Source organism: Caulobacter sp. HJHS_5, from assembly GCF_056683955.1.
The window spans coordinates 143,466-161,331 of the sequence record NZ_JBWZNC010000007.1 but is presented as its reverse complement, the minus strand read 5'-3'; the positions used below and the strand labels follow the sequence as shown (position 1 = coordinate 161,331).

The following is a 17,866-nucleotide window of genomic DNA, read 5'->3' as shown; positions in this document are numbered from 1 at the left end:
CGCGTTCTAGCGAACGAGGCCGCGCCTTTCAGCAAAATGCGACGCCCCCGGCCGGACCTCCTTGCAACAAGGCTGACCGAACGGGGGCGAAGGTACTCAGTGGTGGCTGTCGGCCTTGATGACCGGCAGCTCGTTGAACTGGTGGAACGGCGGCGGCGAAGGCAGCGTCCATTCCAGCGTCGTGGCGCCCTCGCCCCACGGATTGGCCCGGGCCGGACGACGGCGGACGGCCGCCTCGGCGAGCATGACCAGGAACACGACCACCCCGAAGGCGGTGATCATGTAGCCGTCGGTGGACAGCTTGTTCCACTGGGTGAAGGCTTCCGGATAGTCGACGTAGCGGCGCGGCATGCCCTGCAGACCGAGGAAGTGCTGCGGGAAGAAGATCAGGTTCACGCCGATGAAGGTGATCCAGAAGTGCAGCGTGCCGAGGAACTCGTTGTAGCGCACGCCCCACATCTTCTCGAACCAGTAGTAGAAGCCCGCGAAGATGGCGAACACGGCGCCGAGCGACAGCACGTAGTGGAAGTGGGCCACCACGTAGTAGGTGTCGTGCAGCGAGTAGTCGATGCCGGCGTTCGAGAGCACCACGCCGGTCACGCCGCCGACGGTGAACAAGAAGATGAAGCCGATCGCCCACAGCATCGGCGTCTTGAAGTCCAGCGAGCCGCCCCACATCGTGGCGATCCAGCTGAAGATCTTAACCCCGGTCGGAACCGCGATGACCATCGTCGCGGCCACGAAGTAGGCGCGCAGATTGATGTTCATGCCGACGGTGTACATGTGGTGCGCCCACACGACGAAGCCGACGAAGCCGATGGCGACCATGGCGTAGGCCATGGCGAGGTAACCGAACACCGGCTTCTTCGAGAAGGTGGCCACGATGTGCGAGATCATGCCGAAACCGGGCAGGATCAGGATGTACACCTCGGGGTGACCGAAGAACCAGAACAGGTGCTGGTACATGATCGGGTCGCCGCCGCCGGCCGGGTCGAAGAAGTGGGTGTGGAAGTTGCGGTCCGTCAGCAGCATGGTGATGGCGCCCGCCAGAACCGGCAGCGACAGCAGCAGCAGGAAGGCGGTGATCAGCACCGACCAGACGAACAGCGGCATGCGGTGCAGGGTCATGCCCGGCGCGCGCATGTTGAAGATGGTGGTGATGAAGTTGATCGCGCCGAGGATCGAGCTCGCCCCCGCGACGTGCAGGGCGAAGATCGCGAAGTCCATGGCCGGCCCGGCGTGGCCGGTGGTCGAGAGCGGCGGATAGGCCGTCCAACCGCCGCCGAAGCCCCGGCCCGGACCGCCGTCGACGAACATCGACGTCAGCATGAGCACCCAGGCGGCGACCAGCAGCCAGAACGAGATGTTGTTCATCCGCGGGAAGGCCATGTCCGGCGCGCCGATCATGATCGGAACGAACCAGTTGCCGAAGCCGCCGATCATCGCCGGCATGACCATGAAGAAGATCATGATCAGGGCGTGGGCGGTGACCACGGCGTTATAGCCGTGCTTGGAGGCTTCGACCAAACCGGTCTGGGCCAGCCAGGATCCTTCCTTGAAGATCTGGATGCCCGGCTCGGCGAGCTCGGCGCGGATCAGGCCCGACAGGGCGCCGCCCACGATCCCGGCCATGATGGCGAACAGGATGTAGAGCGTGCCGATGTCCTTGTGGTTGGTCGAGAAGAACCAACGGACAAAGAAACTGGGCTTGTGGTCGTGATCGTGATGATCGTGATCGTGAGCGGCGGCGGTGGCCATCGGTCTCTTACCTTGAACTTAGGCGGCGGGCGCGGCGGCGGGGGCCGCAGCCGGAGCGGGAGTTTCAGCCGGAGCAGCGGCGGCGGGGGCGGCCTCGGCCGGCGCCGGCGGCGCGGTCTTGGAGGCGACCCAGGCGTCGAAATCGGCCTGGCTGACGACCTTGATCTCGATCGGCATGAAGGCGTGGTCGACACCGCACAGTTCCGAGCATTGGCCGTAGAAGGTGCCGATTTTCTCGGCCTTGAACCATTGCTCGTTCAGGCGGCCCGGAACGGCGTCGACCTTCAGACCGAAGGCCGGCAGGGCGAAGGAGTGGATCACGTCGGCGCCGGTGACCTGCACGCGGACGACCTGATTGACCGGCACCACCAGCGGAGTGGTCGCCGCCAGGCGGAAGGGCACGCCCTTGGCCTTGGCTTCTTCTTCCGGCAGCAGGCCCGAGATTTCCTCGGAAATCTTCTGGTCGGGATATTCGTAGCCCCAGTACCACTGATAGCCGGTCGCCTTGACCGTCATGTAGGCCTTCGGGGTGTCGTGGTAGGCGAACAGGAGCTTGAACGAGAACACCGCGATGAACATCAGAATCAGGACCGGCAGAACGGTCCAGACGATCTCGACGGTGGTGTTGTGCGTGAACTTGGCCGGAACCGGATTCGCGCGCTTGTTGAAGCGCACGATGATGTAGATCAGCAGGCCCAGCACCAGCAGGGTGATGAACGTGATGATCGGCATCAGGATCACGTCGTGGAAGAAGTGCGCGTCATGCTTCAGGGGCGCCGCCGCCGGCTGCAGACCGATACCGCCCGGCGTGGGCTGCCCCATCAGCTCCTGGGCGTAAACCGCGCCACTAAAAGCCATACCCGCGCAAGCCGCGGCCAGAGCCGTCGCCCGCCGCCGCATCCCCGAAAACTGCGCCTTCATATCCCTCACGGTCCGTTCAGCAGGGGACGATCCGGACAATTGGACCGCCTCGCCTGACGTCTGAGCGCGCGAGCGGGTACCCCACCCTCGCCGCCTTGAGGGGTCCATACGCGGAACGCCAAGGCTTGCCAAGGCGCTAGAGGCGCCTCCAAACGCTACAAAGTCTCACTCAACCGGCGGAAGATGATGGCCGCGAAGCAGTCGAGCCCCGATAGAGCGCAAATTCGGCGCGCGTTCACGGCGGTGGTGAACATGTCCGCCGCGGAAATCGCGGCCTTCCTGGAAACCGACGACAGCCGCCGCGTGGGCTTCACGCGCCCTGGCGAGGCGGAATCGGTCGGCCGCCAATCGGCCCGCCGAATCATCGCCATTCTGGCCAGATCGGACGACGCGCTGGACGACGCGGACTACGCCCACATGCGCAAGGTCATCGGCTTCGTGCGCCGCCACCGCCCCGGTCGGCCGATGCGCGCCCCCTGGTCGTCCCGCTGGCGCCACGCCCTGATGAACTGGGGCCACGACCCGATGCGCGACGACCTGCCGTTTCTTTGACGCTCGACCGCGCGCCTAGAAGCGCGCCTCGAGCTGCGCGCCGATCACCCGCGGCGCGCCGAGGATGGCCAGCGGCGCCGTCGACCGCTGCTGCTGGGCGTATTCCTCGTCCAGCAGATTCTTGCCGTAGAGGTAGAGCCCCCATCGGCCGGTGTCATAGCCGAAGCGGCCGTTGACGATGGTGCGGGCGCCGACCTGGCTGGCCGCTTGGTTCTCTCCGACGATGCTGAACACCTTGCTGCGATAGCTGGCGTTGAGGTTGCCGACGAAGCCGCCGCCGAAGCGCCAGTCGCCGCCGAGCACGGCCGTCCAGCGGGGGGCATAGGCGAACTCGGAACCCGAAAGGTCGCTGAGCGATCCGGCGAGACGGAAGTCGTCGAACTCGGTCTTCGAATAGCCGAGCGACCCGTACCAGTTGAATGCGTTCGAGACCCGTTGGCTGGCTTCGAGCTCCGCGCCGTAGAGATGGGCCTTGCCGGCGTTGACCGTGTTGTAGTCGTACATGCCGAGCCCGTAGTTCACGGTCACCTGCTGATCGCGCCAGTCGACGTAGTAGGCGTTGGCGTTCACCGTCAGGGCGCCGCCGAGCCAGGCCGAGCGCAGCGAGGCTTCGTAGTTCCAAGTGTATTCCGGATCGTAGGCGACGACCTGCGAGCGGGCGGCGTTGAAGCTGGATCCCCCCGAGCGATAGCCGCGCTGGACGACGAACGCCGCGTTCAGCGCGTCCGTGAAATCGTAGCGCACCCCGACCTTCGGCAGGAAGGCGTCGAAGTCGCGCGAGGCCGGCGGCGCGTTGGAGCCGGCCTGGGCCACGTAGCCGGCCACCGCCTGGTTGATGCGGGCGATGGTCAAATAGAGCAGGCTGCCCGGGGCGCCGAAGGCGGCGGGGTTGGGATAGGTCCCGGCGAAGGCCGCCGTCTGGTGGACCTCGATATCGTTCTCCTCGTGATCCCAGCGGAAGCCGCCGAGGATCGACAGACGGTCTGTGGCCTTCCAGGCGCCGTCGCCGAACAGGGCGTAGGTCTTCACGTTGAGCGGCGCATTGACCTTGTAGTCGACCGGCACCACCGGCAGGGCGCGCACATAGCTGGCGGCCAGCGCATTGGCGTTGGCCGGAGGCAGACCGCCTTGAACGAGCAACTGCGCGATGGTGGACGTCGGCGTCGCGATCTCGGTGCGGCTGCCGGTGTCGGCCAGCTGCTCGCGGTCGTAATAGAAGACGCCGAGCAGCCCATTGGCGCGCTCGCCCTTGTAGTTGAGGCGCAGCTCGTGGGTGAAGGTGGTGTACTTCGAGCCGCCGGCGCCCCAAGCGCGGTCCTGAGGAGTGTTGTCGCCGTCGAACTCGAGGAAGTTGTCCACCTTGCTGAAGGTGGAGACGCCGTTCAGCGTCAGACGATCGGAGAGGGCGTAGCTGGCTTCGGCGCTGAGAATGTCGGTCTCGTTGTCACTGCCGTTCCGCCGGTTGTCGGTCGAGACCCGCTGGTCATAGGGGTCGGCCACATCCGTGCGGGCGTAGACGTACTGATAGGCCCCCTGCATCTTGAAGTAGGTGTAGCCAAGCTGGACCTTGAGGCCCGGAGCGCCGGCCGGCTCCATCAGCAGCTTGGTCCGCACGGTCAGGACGTCGAGCGGATCCTCGGCCGTGTTGCGCGTGGTGTTGCGGATGAAACCTTCGGATTCGCGCTTTTCCGCCGAGATGCGGAAGGCCAGTTGATCGGCGACGATCGGGCCGCCGCCGGCGACGGCATAGGAGGCGTCCTGCGGGTCGGCGAGCATCACGCGGGCGCGCCAATCCCAATCGTAGGTCGGCTCCTGGGTGCGCAGCACCACGGCCCCGGCCAGGGCGTTCAGCCCCTGCAGGGTCGACTGGGGGCCACGGAAGATTTCGATTTGCCGCACGTCCCAGGCGCTTGTCGGGCTGTTGAACAGCACTCCGCTCGGCATGGGAGCGCCATCGATATAGACGGTCGACAGCGGCGCATCGCCGGCGCCGGACACCCCGCCGTTGGAGACGCCGCGGATGGTCATGCCCTGCGAGCCGAAGGTCTCGGCGACATTGGCCGTGCGGTTGAAGACTTCGCTGAGGCTCTGGATCGCCTCGCGCTCGATGCGGCGATCGGTGGTCACCGCCACGCTGGTCTGGGTGTCCTTGAGGGGGCGTTCGGCCTTTTCGCCGGTAACCACCACCTCGCTGAGCTCGGTCGCGCCGCCGGCGTCCTGCGCCCAGGCGTGGCCGGCGAAAGCAAGAACGGCGAGCGCCGCCGAGGCGAACATCGAGTTACGCATGAAAAACCCCTCAACCCTTATGCGCCGCACCTCCTCTGTTTGAGGTTCAGGCGACGCGCGGCGGGGAGGATCGGGGCTTAGGCTTAATATTTCGCATTTTTTGAAAAAACCTGGGAACCTGCGACAATTTGAACCGTTCGCGTGTCCATCGCAGGGGTATCGAGGCGAGGTTCGACTGTGGCGCCGCTGCAATTAACCCAGAAAACCCGACCAAGATTCGACGCCGTCATCGTGGCGTCATTGAACCTTCTCACTATCTAAGCGTTGCCATGGGGACTCGCTCCCCCTTGGCTGGAGAGGCTTTCATGCGTCTGCTCGACACCATCCTGCTCGCGCCCGCCGTGGCGATCGCCTTCCTCGGGTCGCTGGGTTTCCGCGGCGCGTGGCGCGCCAGCGCCGGCGTGCTCGACGAGTTCAAGCGCGGCGAATACGCTTCCTGATCGACCGTCAGACGTCGAGACCCTCCGGCGCGCTCGACGGACCAGGGTCGCGCGCCTATCTGTCTGAGCATGAACGCTCCGATCACCGCCCCCTCCCTGCTGGACGCCGCCGGCGTCGATCCTGAACGTGCGCGCGCCCTGCTCGGCGACGCCCTGGCCGGCGCCGACGACGGCGAACTGTTCCTTGAACGCTCCGAGAGCGAGAGCTTCGTCTTCGACGACGGCCGCCTGAAGACCGCCTCCTATGATTCCGGCGAAGGCTTCGGCCTTCGCGTGGTGGCCGGCGAGACCGCCGGCTACGCCCATGCCAGCGAGATATCGGAAGCCGCCATCACCCGCGCCGCCGACGCCGCCAAGCTGGCCCGCCGCGGCTACTCGGGCGTCGCCGCCGAGGGTCCGCGTCCGACCAACGCCAAGCTCTACGGCGAGGACGATCCGCTCTCCGATCCCGCCTTCGCCGACAAGGTCGCCCTGCTGCAGGAGATCGACGCCTTCGCCCGCGCCCGCGATCCGCGGATCGTGCAGGTGATGGGCAGCCTGCACGGCGAGCGCCGCGTGGTGGAGATTCTGCGCGCCGACGGCCGGTTGATTCGCGACGTGCGTCCGCTGGTGCGGGTCAATGTGCAGGTGACCGTCGAGAAGGACGGCCGCCGCGAAACGGGCTCGTCGGGCGCCGGCGGCCGCGCCGGCTTCCACACCTGGGTGAGGCCGGAAAGCTGGCAGGATCAGGTCGACGAGGCCCTGCGCCAGGCCCTGGTCAACCTCGAGGCCGTCCCCTGCCCGGCCGGCGAGATGGACGTGGTGATCGGCCCGGGCTGGAACGGCGTGCTGCTGCACGAAGCCGTGGGCCACGGGCTGGAAGGCGATTTCAACCGCAAGGGACTGTCGGCCTTCTCCGGCCGCATCGGTGACCGCGTGGCCGCCCCGGGCGTGACCATTTTCGACGACGGCTCGATCGCCGGCCGCCGGGGCTCGCTGACCGTGGACGACGAGGGCACCCCGACGTCGCGCACCATCCTGATCGAGGACGGCATTCTCGTGGGCTACATGCATGACCGCATGAGCGCCCGATTGATGGGCCTGCAGGCCACCGGCAACGGCCGCCGCCAGTCCTACGCCCACATGCCGATGCCGCGTATGACCAACACCGGCATGCTCGGGGGCGACACGCCGCGCGAGGAGATGATCCGTTCGACCAAGCGCGGCCTTTACTGCGCCAATTTCGGCGGCGGCCAGGTGGACATCACCAACGGCAAGTTCGTCTTCCAGTGCACCGAGGCCTATCTGATCGAGGACGGCAAGGTCACCACGCCGGTGAAGGGCGCGACCCTGATCGGCGACGGCCCCTCGGTGATGACCCGCGTGCAGATGATCGGCGACGACTTCTGCTTCGACCCCGGCATCGGGGTCTGCGGCAAGGCCGGCCAGGGCGTACCGGTGGGCGTCGGCCAACCGTCGATGAAGATCGGCGGGCTCACGGTGGGCGGAACCAACCTCTAACGAAGGCGCCGCAGGGCTGAATTCCCCACGCCTCCTCGCTCGCGTAAAATTAACCTTGTAGTTTATTATTACGCATGTAGTTTTCCGGTGTCGCCCCTTGCGACGAACGAGGTGGGAAGAGCGGCTTTCCCTGGGCGCGTCGCCCTTCCCACCTTACCGCCTTGTAATAATTGCGGAAATTTAACAGGCATTACGCCCTTGTAACTGGCGGTTACAGGCGTGCGCCCGCAGCTTGCCTGCGCTGTGCCAGGGGGTTTTGGATGCGCGGGCGGTATTTCGCGGGAGTGGCTGGGGCCCTCCTTATCAGCGTCGGAGGCGCCCAGGCGCAAGAAACAACGGCCGCCGGCCAGCAGGGTGTCCTCGTCTACGATACGCCGTTCTTCGCCAATGCACGGCCCGTCACCGCCCTCGACATGATCCGCCTGCTGCCGGGCTTCAACTTCGATCCGGGCGGCGAGGGCAATCAGCAGCGCGGCTTCAACGCCGCGGCCGGCAATGTGCTGATCAACGGCGACCGGCCCGTGACCAAGACCGAAACCCTGGAACAGGTGTTGCGTCGCGTATCGTCGGACTCGGTGGAACGGGTCGAGCTCATCCGCGGCGGCGCTCCGGGCATCGACATGCAGGGCCGCGCGGTGCTGGCCAATGTGGTGCTGAAGACCACCGCCAGCATCGAGAAGGTGCTCAACTACGACGCCTACCTCTATCCGGACGGCTACGTCGGCTACCTGCCGTCATTCCAGATTTCTCGACGGCAAGGCGTTTCGGAAAGCGAGCTCTACGGCCAGATCATCAGCGACCGCACCGACAACACCGCCGACGGCCGCAAGACCGTGATCTTTGCCTCCGGCCCCGCCCAGCGGGCCGACCTGGACATGCACGATCACGTCACCGGCGGCCAGCTGCGCGGCGCGATCCAGCGCCCCGTCTTCGGCGGCAAGATTCGGCTCAACGCCGTGGTCAGCAAGGACGACTTCGATCGCAGCGTCACGACCGACATCCTCTCCGGCCCCGGCGTCAGCGAGTATGTGTCGGAACGCTATCGCTCGACCGCCTACGAACTGGGCAGTCGCTTCGACCGCAAGCTCGGCGCGTCGAGCGAGATGGAGGTTGTCGCCCTGCAGCGCGTCGAGGTTACCGACTACGGCACACGGTCGAAGGTGGCGGCCGGCGATTTCGGCGAAGAGTCCACGTCGGGCGAAAGCATCGTGCGCGGCGTGCTGCGCACCAAGCGCGGCGACCGCTGGTCGTTCGAAGGTGGCGGAGAATCCGCCTATAACTTCCTCGACAGCGACACCCGCTTCAGCCAGGGCGGCGTGCCCATCGCCCTGCCGGCCGCTTCGGTGAAGGTGGAGGAGCTGCGCGGAGAGGTGTTCGGCACGGCCACCTGGCGGCCGACCGATAAGATGACCGTCGAGGCCGGCTCACGCTTCGAGATCTCGCGCATCAGCCAGTCGGGCGACACCGATCTGGAAAAGGAGTTCTTCTACCCCAAGCCGCGCCTGCTGCTGACGTGGAATCCGGTCGCCAACCATCAGTTTCGCCTCCGCCTGCAGCGCGAGGTCGGCCAGCTCGACTTCGGCGATTTCATCAGCTCGGCCTCGGTCGACCTCAACCGCGTTCAGGCCGGCAACGCCGACCTGGAGCCGAACCGCTCCTGGGTGGTCGAAGGCTCCTACGAGCGCCGCTTCTGGGAAAAGGGCGCCTTGACGGTCTCCCTGAAGGAGACCCGCTACGACGACGTGGTCGACGTGATCCCCGTCGAAGGCTTCGATGCGCCCGGCAACATCGGCTCGGGTCTGGCTCACGCCCTCAGCATCAACCTGACCCTGCCCCTGCAGCGCCTCGGCATCACCGGCGCACGCATCGAGGGCAAGGGCGACTGGGTGAAATCCGAGGTCACCGATCCCACGACGGGCGAGAAACGCCGCCTGTCCGACCAGGCTGGGACCGAGGCCAGCATCGCCTACATCCACGACATTCCGGGCGGCAAGTGGAGCTACGGCTTCAAATACTTCTCCCCCATCGACGTGAAGGTGTTCCGCGTCGCCGAGGTGTTCCGCTTCGACATGGAGGAGCAGTTCGAAACCTTCGTGGAGTGGCGGCGAACCCAGAACCTGACGATCCGCGTCGACTGGCAGAACATCAGCGCCCGCAGCGTCGTCCGCAGTCGGGAAATCTTTTCCGGCCCGCGCGGCGGCTCCCCCTTCAATCGCTACGAAGCCCGCGACGTGCCGTTCGACAGCTGGGTCTATGTGCGAGTACGCCAGGCGTTCTGATCGCGCCCGGTTGCGCTGATCGACGACATGGCGGCGCCGCCGCCAGCCGGTGTGGGCGGACGGCGAACGCCGCCTAAGGTAGCGGTCTAACCCCTACGACTTGCCGTGCTTGACCTTGGCCGGCGCCTCGCTCGCGGTCAGGCTGGAAATCTGACAACGGTCGCGGCCGACGCGCACGGTCGAGAAGCGGTCCAGCCGATCCGTGCCACGGGTCTCGAAGCGGATGCCGACGGCGTAGGGCAGGTTCATGCACGGGCCGAACAGCTCCGCCCGGTACCAGCGATTGTGATTGTCCTGCACATACAGCGTCTGGGAGTCCGGGGCCTGCCAGTTGCGGATCGCGCCGTGGTTCACGAACGGGATCGAGGCTTGCGGTTCGGCGGGCGTACGCGCGGGCGCCGCCTGGGCGGCGCCGACCAGGCTGACAGCGGCCAGGGCGCTCAACATCAAAGACTTCATCGAGGTCTCTCCTTCATCGCGGAGAGTACACCTCGCCGGCTGAACCGCGGCTGAACCGGGCCTTCAGGCCCGATCTACCGGCACGGTCTGACGCTCGCCGTCCGTCGCGGTGGTCGGCGGCTCAATCGTGTCATTGGCGCCGTGGGCCCACTTGCCGATCACTGGCGACAGGGCGAGGAACAGCACGCCGAAGCCGACGCCGGCCCAGCCGATGATGTTGAAGGTCTTCAGCGAGGCGGCGAAGGCCGCGGCCGGGTCGAGCACCTGGCCGCCCACGGTCTCCGTCCCGGCCGTGGCCGCGATGAAGCCCCCCAGGTATTGGCCGCCCGACTGCGCCAGGAACCAGACGGCCATCATGGTGGCGATCAGAATCGGCGGCGCGAGCTTGGTGGTGGCCGACAGCCCGACCGGCGAGAGGCAGAGTTCGCCGGTGGTGTGCAGCAGATAGAGCAGGCCGAGGATGATCAGCGGCATGCGATAGGCGTCGTCCACGAGCCCCTGGAACAGCACGATCACCAGGAAGCCGAGGCCGACCTGCAGCAGGCCGAGGCCGAACTTGATCAGCGGCCCGCCGTCCTTGCCACGGCGGCCGAGCGAGGTCCAAAGCGTGGCGAACAGCGGCGCGCCCATCAGGATGAAGGCGGCGTTGAACGACTGCGTCTGGGCGGCGGTGAAGCCCATGTCGACGAACCACACCGAGGCCGGATCGCGTCCCGACGCGGCCAGCATGGCCTGGGTGCCGAAGAACAGATCGCGGCCCAGCACGCCCGGAATCACCTTGGCCGCCGAGATCAGGTCGAGCTGGGTGTTGCGGTCGGCGAACAGGCTGAGCGAACTGCCGGCCTGTTCGAACAGGGTGAAGAAGATCGTCGAGCCCAGCACCAGGGTCAGGGCCAGCATCAGGCGCTCGCGCTCCTGCTTGGCAGCCTGGGTGACCATGTAGCGGCCGACGTAGGTCAGGATGGCGACGGCCCCCACGAGCAGCGCCCAGCCGACCAGGCTGTTCTTCTGAACCACGAAGAACACCACGCCGAGACCGACCAGGGCGCCGAGATAGATCACGCCTTCGCGGTTCAACGGTCCGACCACGCGCTGCTTGAGATGCTGCGGGTTCGGCGGTTCGCCCTTGCCCTCAAGAAGCGGCCGCCCGAGCACGAAACCGATGAAGCCGGCCGCCATGCCGAGGCCGGCGAGGCCGAAGCCCGCCCACCAGCCGACCGTCTGGCCGAGGTAGCCGCAGAGGATCGCGGCCCAGAACGAGCCGAGGTTGATGCCGTAGTAGTAGAGGGTGAAGCCCGGATCCCGGCGCGGGTCGCCCTGCGGGTAGAGCTGGCCGACGAGGGACGAGATGTTGGCCTTCAGGAAGCCGACGCCCATGATGATCAGCGACAGCGCCAGGTAGAAGATGTTGACGTAGCCCTGGTCGCGGCCCTCGACCTTGAGCTCGTAGCTGCCCTTGGCCAGGGCGGCGGGGATCGGCGCGTCGGCCGGCAGGTCCTTGATGGCCAGGCCGCCGTCGGCCGCCGGGCCGTAGGCGTAGCCCTGGCCGCCGATCATCAGCTTGCCGGCCCCGCCGGCCTTCTGGTCGACCTGGAATTCGTAGCGGGCGCCCTGGTAGTCGAGCACCTGCCTGGCGGAGGGGCCTTCCACGGCCATGGTCAGGTGGCCGGCCACCAGCAGCAGGGCCCCGAAGGCCACCGCCTTGCGCGTGCCGAGATAACGGTCGGCCAGGATGCCGCCGATCAGCGGCAGCAGATACACCAGCGTCGTGTAGGAGCCGTACTGGCCATTGGCGAACTTGTCGTCGAACAGGAAATGCTGGGTCAGGTAGAAGATCAGCAGGCCGCGCATCCCGTAATAGGAGAAGCGCTCCCACATCTCGGCGAAAAACAGGACGACCAGACCCCGAGGGTGCCGCCGCAGCTGCAGGAACACCGGAATCCCGGTGGCCACGGTGATCAGCACGCCGATCAGAATCACGATGTTCATGGAAAAAGCCGCCCCGGGTATGGCTCGCGCGGGGTCGTTTCCACCCCGTTCACTGTAGCCGGGCAGACAAACACGCCGCGCCGTCGCGCACAAGCGAGGCTAGCGCGCGCCCTTCGCGCCTCACGCAGCCGTGCAGGAGCCCCCCACGGTCTGACGCGTTTGACGGGGTAAAGAAATAGGAGTCGCGCCATGAATGACGCCCCGTTCAACACCTTCGCCCCCTCGGCGACCATCAACCGCTGCCCCCGCCGCGTGCAGGCGCTGTTCGCCGGCCATCTGCTGGCCGACAGCGGCGACGTGCTGGTTCTGCGACAGGGCGATGAAACGCCGGTCTACTTCTTCCCCCGCAAGGATGTGGAGATGGCGGTGCTGCAGGAAGGCGAATGCCGGACCCGCACGACGGTCGGCGAAGCGCGCTGCTTCACGATCATGCGCGACCGCCAGATCGTCGAGGACGTCGCCCGCAGCTACCTCCGCCCGGAAGCGCCGTACCAGCAGCTGGCCGGCCGGATCGTTTTCCACGCCGACCATGTCGAAATTCATGAGACCGAGATCGCCGGCGATGAGCGCGCCAGCTTCAGCGGCGCGAACGTCGACGAGGTGGTGCGTCATACCGATTCCGGCGCCGGCTTCAGCCAGGAAGCGACCTGGGAACCGACGGTGAGCGAGCCGGCTTCGCCCGACCCCGACAAGCCCTACTCGGGCGTCGGAGCGATCTGATCAGAAGTATGCCGCCTCTTCGAAGATCGGCTGCACGGAGCCGCCCCACGGCCCGTGGAACTTCTCCAGCCAGCGCTCGGCCTGGGTGACGCCGCTGTCGGCGATGGCTTCGAGCGGCGCGAGGAAGGCTTCCTCGCCCAGACCGCGGCGCTGCAACCCTTCGCGGGCGATGGCGACCAGATCGACCGCGACATCGCGCATCGAGCGGCCCGCCACCCTGCCCTTCAATCCATGCCGCGCCGCCTCGCCCCGCGAGGTCACATGGTCTTCCGCGCTCCAGCCCTTGCAGAGGTCCCAGGCGGCGGCCAAGGCCTCGTCGTCATAAAGCACGCCGGTCCACAGAGCCGGCAGGGCGACCAGCATGTCGGCCGGGCCGGAGTCCGCGCCGCGCATCTCCAGGTAGGACTTCAGCCGGACCTCGGGGAAGATGGTGGTGACGTGGTCGGCCCAGTCCTTCATCGACGCCCGCTCGCCCGGTCGGGCGTCCAGTTTGCCGTCGATGAAGTCGCCGAACGATTGGCCGGCGACGTCGATGTAAATGTCGCCCCGCTTCACGAAATACATCGGCACGTTCAGGGCGTAGCGGGCGTAGGACTCGAAGCCGAAGCCGTCCTCGAACACGAAGTCGAGCATGCCGGTACGGTCGGGATCGGTGTCCGTCCAGACGTTGGCGCGGGTCGACAGCAGGCCTGTCGGCTTGCCCTCGCGGAACGGCGAATTGGCGAACAGGGCGGTGGCGATGGGCTGCAGGGCCAGGCTGGTGCGGAACTTCGCCACCATGTCGGCCTCGGAGGCGAAATCGAGGTTCGCCTGCACCGTGCAGGTGCGGAACATCATGTCGAGGCCTTGGCCGCCGACCAGGGGCATGTAGCGCCGCATGATCGCGTAGCGGCCCTTGGGCATCACCGGCGTCTGCTCGCGGGTGGCGGTCGGATGGAAGCCGAGGGCGAGGTAACCGAGGCCCAGGTCGGCGGCGACGGCGGCCACTTCGTCCAGGTGGCCGCGCGTCTCGGCGTCGATGGCCTGCATGTCGGCAAGCGGCGCGCCGGAAAGCTCGAACTGCCCGCCCGGCTCCAGGCTGACGTTGGCGCCGCCGCGATGCAGGCCGATCAGGGTCGGCCCCTCCATCACCGGTTCCCAACCGAAGCGCTGCTGCAACCCGAGCATCAGGGCGTGGACGCCGCTGTCGCCCTCGTAGGGCGGCGGCAGGCGGTCATCGAGGCGGAAGCCGAACTTCTCGTGCTCGGCGCCGACGCGGAATTCGGATCTCGGCTTGCAGCCCTTGGCGAAATAGCCCGCCAGGTCGTCAAGGGTCAGCGGCCGGTCATCCGTCTGCGCCATGCTGTCCCCTGCTTCTACGATCCCTCGGACGCTCCCCGACGGGTCGTCGCCTTCTAGACCGGCCGCAGGTGGGCGCCAACTGTCGCCAGTGCAAGTGCGGTTCAGCTTGTCCGTTAAGGACGCCAGTCGCCCCGCGCCGCCTGCCACAGGGTGAGCGCCGAGATCGCCGCGGTGTCCGCGCGCAGGATGCGAGGCCCGAGCGAGACGGGCACGGCGCCGGGAAGCGACCGGATGCGCTCCCGCTCCTCCGGCGCGAAGCCGCCCTCCGGCCCGATCAGCACCGCCCAGGGTCCTCCAGGCTGATCTTTCAGGGCCTCGATAACCGGCAGGGCGTCACCGGCTTCGTCGCAGAACATCAGCCTTCGGTCGTCGGACCAGGCGTCCAGCAGCTTGTCCAGCTTCACCGCCTCCTCGACCGGCGGCACGTCGAGGCGGCCGGTCTGCTCGGCGGCCTCCTCGGCGATGGCGCGCAGGCGATCGAGGCGCGCGCGGTCGTCGTTGGTGCGGCGGGTGACGACCAGGCGCACGCGCGATGCGCCCAGCTCCGCCGCCTTTTCGCAGATGGTTTCCAGCCGCACCTTCTTGACCAAGGCGACCAGCAGTTCGAGGTCCGGCCTGGTCGTCTGCGGCCGCACCTGCGCCTCGACCGCCAGCAGGCAGCCCCGGCGGCTCACCTCGCCGACGGTCGCCCGCCACTCGCCATCGCGGCCGTTGAACAAAAGCACCGGGTCGCCGGTCTTCAACCGCATCACCGAGGTCAGGTAGTGGGCCTGATCGTGGCGCGGCACGACGCCGGCGCCGGCGGTCAGGTCTGCGGGAACGTGCAGGCGGATCATGCGGCGGACACTAGGTGCGACGGCTAAGCGGGGCTAGGGTGCGCTTATGAAAGACTATGCCGAACAGCTCGAAGCCCTTCAGATCGCCCTGGTCAGGTTCCAGACCAAGGCCATCGAGACCGGCCAGCGCGCGCTGGTGATTTTCGAAGGGCGAGACACCGCCGGCAAGGACGGGGCCATCAAGCGCATCACCGAGCATCTTTCTGTGCGCTCGACCCGCGTTGTGGCCCTGCCGAAGCCGACCGAGCGGGAGCGCAGCCAGTGGTTCTTTCAGCGCTATATCGACCATCTGCCGGCGGCGGGCGAGCTCGTGATCTTCAACCGCTCCTGGTACAACCGGGCGGGCGTCGAGCGGGTGATGGGCTTCTCCACCGAGCAGGAGCAGGCGCAGTTTCTCGACGACGTGCCGAAGGTCGAATCGATGATCGCGGCCAACGGCGTTCCCATCGTCAAGCTGTGGCTGGACATCTCGCGCGACGAGCAGGCCAAGCGGCTCAAGGACCGTCGCGGCGACCCGTTGAAGGCGCTCAAGGTCAGCCCCCTCGACGCCGTGGCCGAGAAGAAGTGGGACGAATACACCCAGGCTCGGGACCTGATGCTGAGCCGCACCGACCACCCGGCCGCGCCCTGGACCTGCGTGCGCGCCGACCACAAGAAGCCCGCGCGCCTGGCGATCATCCGCCACCTGCTGCACACTCTCGCCGCCAAGCCGGAACGCAAAGGTGTCGACGCGCCCGATCCGACGGTGCTGTTTCCCTACGAGCCCTCCTGCCTGTCCGACGGCCGCCTGGCCCGCTAGGCCCATGACCGCGGTTCTTCCCGACGCCATGCCGGCCAACTGGGTCGACCGCCATGCGCCGGCGCCCCTGCGCCCCTGGCTGAAGCTCGGCCGCTTCGACCGGCCGACCGGCATTTGGCTGCTGATGCTGCCCGGCTGGCAGAGCATCGCGCTCGCGGCGGCCGAGAGAGGCCAGTGGCCGAATCCCTGGCTGCTGCTCGCCTTCCTGGTCGGCGCCGCCCTGATGCGGGCCGCCGGCTGCGCCTTCAACGATATCGTCGACCGCGACTTCGACGCCCAGGTGACGCGCACGGCGATGCGACCGATCCCGGCCGGCCAGATCAGCGTCAAACAGGCCTGGGGCTTCATCGTCGGTTGCAGCCTGACGTCCCTGGCGATCCTGATCAGCATGGGCTGGCTGGCCGTCGGCCTGGGCGTGCTCTCGCTCGGCCTCGTGGCGGCCTATCCGTTCATGAAGCGGATCACCTGGTGGCCGCAGGCTTGGCTCGGCCTGACCTTCAACTGGGGCGCCCTGCTCGGCTACGCCGCCGCGACCCACACCCTGAGCTGGTCTGCCGCCCTGCTCTACATCGGCGGCCTTTTCTGGACGCTGGGCTACGACACCATCTACGCGGTGCAGGACCTGGAGGACGACGCCCTCGCCGGGGTGAAGTCGTCCGCGCGCCGCCTCGGCGGCGCGGCCCAGCGCGGAGTGTTCGCCTTCTACGTCGCCGCCTTCCTCCTGGCCCTCGCCGCCGCTTGGGTCGGCGGGCTCGGACCGTTGTTCCTGCCGCTCGCGGCCGCCTACGCGGTGCACCTGTCCTGGCAGGCTTCGCGCCTGCGACTCGACAATTCGCGCCTGGCGCTGGGCCTCTTCAAGTCCAACACCTGGGCGGCCCTGATCCTGTTCGCCGCCCTGATCGCCGGCCTGTGGCGACCGGCGACCCAGGTCGTGACAGGGTTCGGCGGGTGATCCTTACCCCCGAGGCCCGCCGCGACTTCATCCTCTCCCACACCCGCCTGCAGCGCCCGCCCCATACGCCGGAGATCGAACTGCGCCTCGCCGACGAGGTGACCCCCATCTGGCGGATGACCGAGGAGGCGCTGGCCGAGATCGGTGTGCCGCCGCCGTTCTGGGCCTTCGCCTGGGCGGGCGGTCAGGCCCTGGCGCGATACCTGCTCGATCACCCCGAAGCCGTCGCCGGCAAGCGCGTGCTCGACTTCGCCACAGGCTCGGGTCTCGTCGCCATCGCCGCCATGAAGGCCGGGGCGGAAAACGTCGTCGCCGCCGACATCGACGTGTTCAGCCAGACGGCGGTCGGCCTCAACGCCGAGGCCAACGGCGTCGCGATCGACTTCCGGATCGACAACCTCCTCGACGCCGCGCCGCCGCCGGTCGACGTCCTGCTGGCCGGCGACATCTGCTACGAGAAGCCGCTCGCCGAACGGGTGATGGCCTGGCTCAAGGCCGGCGGGGCCGCCGGCGCCCGGGTGGTGATCGGAGACCCCGGCCGCAGCTACTTTCCGAAGTCCGGCCTCGTGAAACTGGCCGAGTATCAGGTGCCGACCACGCGCGAGCTGGAGGACAACGAGGTCAAGCGGTCGGCCGTCTGGACTCTGCCCTGATCGTTTGCGAACATATAGGGAACAACCTAGGGAGTTTCCGATGCGCGAAGACGGCAAGATCGACTACATCGAGTGGCCCGCGGGCGACCTGCCGGCGCTGAAGACCTTCTACGCCTCGGCCTTCGGCTGGAGCTTCACCGACTACGGCCCCGCCTACGCCGCCTTCGAAGGCCAAGGCGCCGACGGCGGCTTCACCTCCGACCATGGCCCGCCCAAACCGCTGGTGATCCTCTACGCCCACGACCTCGAAGCCATGCTGGCGAAGGTCGAGGCGGCGGGCGGCGTCATCGTCAAGCCGATCTTCAGCTTCCCGGGCGGCCGGCGCTTCCAGTTCACGGACCCGAGCGGGAACGAACTGGCGGTGTGGTCGGAAACCTAGGC

The 17,866-nt window shown here is 67.3% G+C and carries 16 protein-coding genes; 9 read left to right on the top strand and 7 right to left on the bottom strand.

Features of this window, described 5'->3' with window-relative positions:
- Positions 1 to 96: 96 nt before the first annotated feature.
- Together ctaD and coxB are read right to left on the bottom strand one after the other, a co-directional pair.
- Positions 97 to 1,758, bottom strand: coding sequence for a cytochrome c oxidase subunit I (gene ctaD / locus ACFLIT_RS14865; RefSeq protein WP_479912032.1), 1,662 nt, complete (start codon positions 1,756 to 1,758; stop codon positions 97 to 99).
- An 18-nt stretch (positions 1,759 to 1,776) separates the two neighbouring features.
- Complete coding sequence (gene coxB / locus ACFLIT_RS14860; protein WP_479912031.1) at positions 1,777 to 2,679, bottom strand: cytochrome c oxidase subunit II; 903 nt, start codon at positions 2,677 to 2,679, stop codon at positions 1,777 to 1,779.
- Positions 2,680 to 2,865: 186 nt separating this feature from the next.
- Between coxB and ACFLIT_RS14855 the strand changes: the two genes are divergently transcribed.
- Positions 2,866 to 3,231, top strand: a complete 366-nt coding sequence (locus ACFLIT_RS14855; RefSeq protein ID WP_479912030.1) for a DUF3140 domain-containing protein — start codon at positions 2,866 to 2,868, stop codon at positions 3,229 to 3,231.
- 15 nt (positions 3,232 to 3,246) lie between these two features.
- On the opposite strand, the gene ACFLIT_RS14850 is transcribed toward ACFLIT_RS14855, so the two are convergent.
- Positions 3,247 to 5,517 carry a TonB-dependent receptor gene (locus tag ACFLIT_RS14850; protein WP_479912029.1) on the bottom strand — a complete coding sequence of 757 codons (2,271 nt, stop codon included), beginning with the start codon at positions 5,515 to 5,517 and terminating at the stop codon, positions 3,247 to 3,249.
- A gap of 305 nt (positions 5,518 to 5,822) precedes the next feature.
- Between ACFLIT_RS14850 and ACFLIT_RS14845 the strand changes: the two genes are divergently transcribed.
- The 3 genes from ACFLIT_RS14845 to ACFLIT_RS14835 all read left to right on the top strand — a co-directional run bounded on the left by ACFLIT_RS14845 (position 5,823) and on the right by ACFLIT_RS14835 (position 9,736).
- Complete coding sequence (locus ACFLIT_RS14845; RefSeq protein ID WP_479912028.1) at positions 5,823 to 5,957, top strand: hypothetical protein; 135 nt, start codon at positions 5,823 to 5,825, stop codon at positions 5,955 to 5,957.
- 69 nt (positions 5,958 to 6,026) lie between these two features.
- Positions 6,027 to 7,457, top strand: coding sequence for a metalloprotease TldD (gene tldD, locus ACFLIT_RS14840; protein WP_479912027.1), 1,431 nt, complete (start codon positions 6,027 to 6,029; stop codon positions 7,455 to 7,457).
- Positions 7,458 to 7,741: 284 nt separating this feature from the next.
- The gene (locus ACFLIT_RS14835; RefSeq protein ID WP_479912026.1) at positions 7,742 to 9,736 is read left to right on the top strand and encodes a TonB-dependent receptor plug domain-containing protein; all 1,995 of its coding nucleotides are present in this window, start codon (positions 7,742 to 7,744) and stop codon (positions 9,734 to 9,736) included.
- A gap of 93 nt (positions 9,737 to 9,829) precedes the next feature.
- Here ACFLIT_RS14835 and ACFLIT_RS14830 read toward each other — a convergent pair whose 3' ends face one another.
- Both ACFLIT_RS14830 and ACFLIT_RS14825 read right to left on the bottom strand, forming a co-directional pair.
- On the bottom strand, positions 9,830 to 10,195 hold the full coding sequence (locus tag ACFLIT_RS14830) for a DUF6491 family protein (RefSeq protein ID WP_479912025.1): 366 nt from the start codon (positions 10,193 to 10,195) through the stop codon (positions 9,830 to 9,832).
- Positions 10,196 to 10,258: 63 nt separating this feature from the next.
- The gene (locus ACFLIT_RS14825; RefSeq protein WP_479912024.1) at positions 10,259 to 12,184 is read right to left on the bottom strand and encodes a peptide MFS transporter; all 1,926 of its coding nucleotides are present in this window, start codon (positions 12,182 to 12,184) and stop codon (positions 10,259 to 10,261) included.
- 189 nt (positions 12,185 to 12,373) lie between these two features.
- Here ACFLIT_RS14825 and ACFLIT_RS14820 point away from each other — a divergent pair, with 189 nt between their 5' ends.
- Entirely contained in the window at positions 12,374 to 12,904 is a 531-nt protein-coding gene (locus ACFLIT_RS14820) for a DUF427 domain-containing protein (protein ID WP_479912023.1), read from the top strand.
- Here the strand turns inward: ACFLIT_RS14820 and ACFLIT_RS14815 are convergent, their stop codons facing one another.
- A complete protein-coding gene (locus tag ACFLIT_RS14815; protein WP_479912022.1) occupies positions 12,905 to 14,245 on the bottom strand; it encodes a glutamate--cysteine ligase in 1,341 nt (446 codons plus the stop codon). It lies immediately after the preceding gene.
- Positions 14,246 to 14,358: 113 nt separating this feature from the next.
- Entirely contained in the window at positions 14,359 to 15,081 is a 723-nt protein-coding gene (locus tag ACFLIT_RS14810) for a 16S rRNA (uracil(1498)-N(3))-methyltransferase (protein WP_479912021.1), read from the bottom strand.
- A gap of 46 nt (positions 15,082 to 15,127) precedes the next feature.
- Between ACFLIT_RS14810 and ppk2 the strand changes: the two genes are divergently transcribed.
- Genes ppk2 through ACFLIT_RS14790 form a run of 4 tightly spaced genes read left to right on the top strand, consistent with a single transcriptional unit; the run spans position 15,128 to position 17,864 of the window.
- Positions 15,128 to 15,880, top strand: a complete 753-nt coding sequence (gene ppk2 / locus ACFLIT_RS14805) for a polyphosphate kinase 2 (protein WP_479912020.1) — start codon at positions 15,128 to 15,130, stop codon at positions 15,878 to 15,880.
- Between the two features lie 4 nt (positions 15,881 to 15,884).
- Positions 15,885 to 16,832, top strand: coding sequence for a 4-hydroxybenzoate octaprenyltransferase (gene ubiA, locus ACFLIT_RS14800; protein WP_479912019.1), 948 nt, complete (start codon positions 15,885 to 15,887; stop codon positions 16,830 to 16,832).
- Positions 16,832 to 17,485 carry a class I SAM-dependent methyltransferase gene (locus ACFLIT_RS14795; protein ID WP_479912230.1) on the top strand — a complete coding sequence of 218 codons (654 nt, stop codon included), beginning with the start codon at positions 16,832 to 16,834 and terminating at the stop codon, positions 17,483 to 17,485. The genes ubiA and ACFLIT_RS14795 overlap by 1 nt, the downstream gene beginning before the upstream one ends.
- A gap of 40 nt (positions 17,486 to 17,525) precedes the next feature.
- The gene (locus ACFLIT_RS14790) at positions 17,526 to 17,864 is read left to right on the top strand and encodes a VOC family protein (RefSeq protein ID WP_479912018.1); all 339 of its coding nucleotides are present in this window, start codon (positions 17,526 to 17,528) and stop codon (positions 17,862 to 17,864) included.
- Positions 17,865 to 17,866 lie beyond the last annotated feature (2 nt).

Coding starts and splice junctions, on each gene's coding strand:
- ctaD (WP_479912032.1), bottom strand. CDS start 1,758: ATGGCCACCGCCGCCGCTCACGATCACGATCATCACGATCACGACCAC.
- coxB (WP_479912031.1), bottom strand. CDS start 2,679: ATGAAGGCGCAGTTTTCGGGGATGCGGCGGCGGGCGACGGCTCTGGCC.
- ACFLIT_RS14855 (WP_479912030.1), top strand. CDS start 2,866: ATGGCCGCGAAGCAGTCGAGCCCCGATAGAGCGCAAATTCGGCGCGCG.
- ACFLIT_RS14850 (WP_479912029.1), bottom strand. CDS start 5,517: ATGCGTAACTCGATGTTCGCCTCGGCGGCGCTCGCCGTTCTTGCTTTC.
- ACFLIT_RS14845 (WP_479912028.1), top strand. CDS start 5,823: ATGCGTCTGCTCGACACCATCCTGCTCGCGCCCGCCGTGGCGATCGCC.
- tldD (WP_479912027.1), top strand. CDS start 6,027: ATGAACGCTCCGATCACCGCCCCCTCCCTGCTGGACGCCGCCGGCGTC.
- ACFLIT_RS14830 (WP_479912025.1), bottom strand. CDS start 10,195: ATGAAGTCTTTGATGTTGAGCGCCCTGGCCGCTGTCAGCCTGGTCGGC.
- ACFLIT_RS14825 (WP_479912024.1), bottom strand. CDS start 12,184: ATGAACATCGTGATTCTGATCGGCGTGCTGATCACCGTGGCCACCGGG.
- ACFLIT_RS14820 (WP_479912023.1), top strand. CDS start 12,374: ATGAATGACGCCCCGTTCAACACCTTCGCCCCCTCGGCGACCATCAAC.
- ACFLIT_RS14815 (WP_479912022.1), bottom strand. CDS start 14,245: ATGGCGCAGACGGATGACCGGCCGCTGACCCTTGACGACCTGGCGGGC.
- ACFLIT_RS14810 (WP_479912021.1), bottom strand. CDS start 15,081: ATGATCCGCCTGCACGTTCCCGCAGACCTGACCGCCGGCGCCGGCGTC.
- ppk2 (WP_479912020.1), top strand. CDS start 15,128: ATGAAAGACTATGCCGAACAGCTCGAAGCCCTTCAGATCGCCCTGGTC.
- ubiA (WP_479912019.1), top strand. CDS start 15,885: ATGACCGCGGTTCTTCCCGACGCCATGCCGGCCAACTGGGTCGACCGC.
- ACFLIT_RS14790 (WP_479912018.1), top strand. CDS start 17,526: ATGCGCGAAGACGGCAAGATCGACTACATCGAGTGGCCCGCGGGCGAC.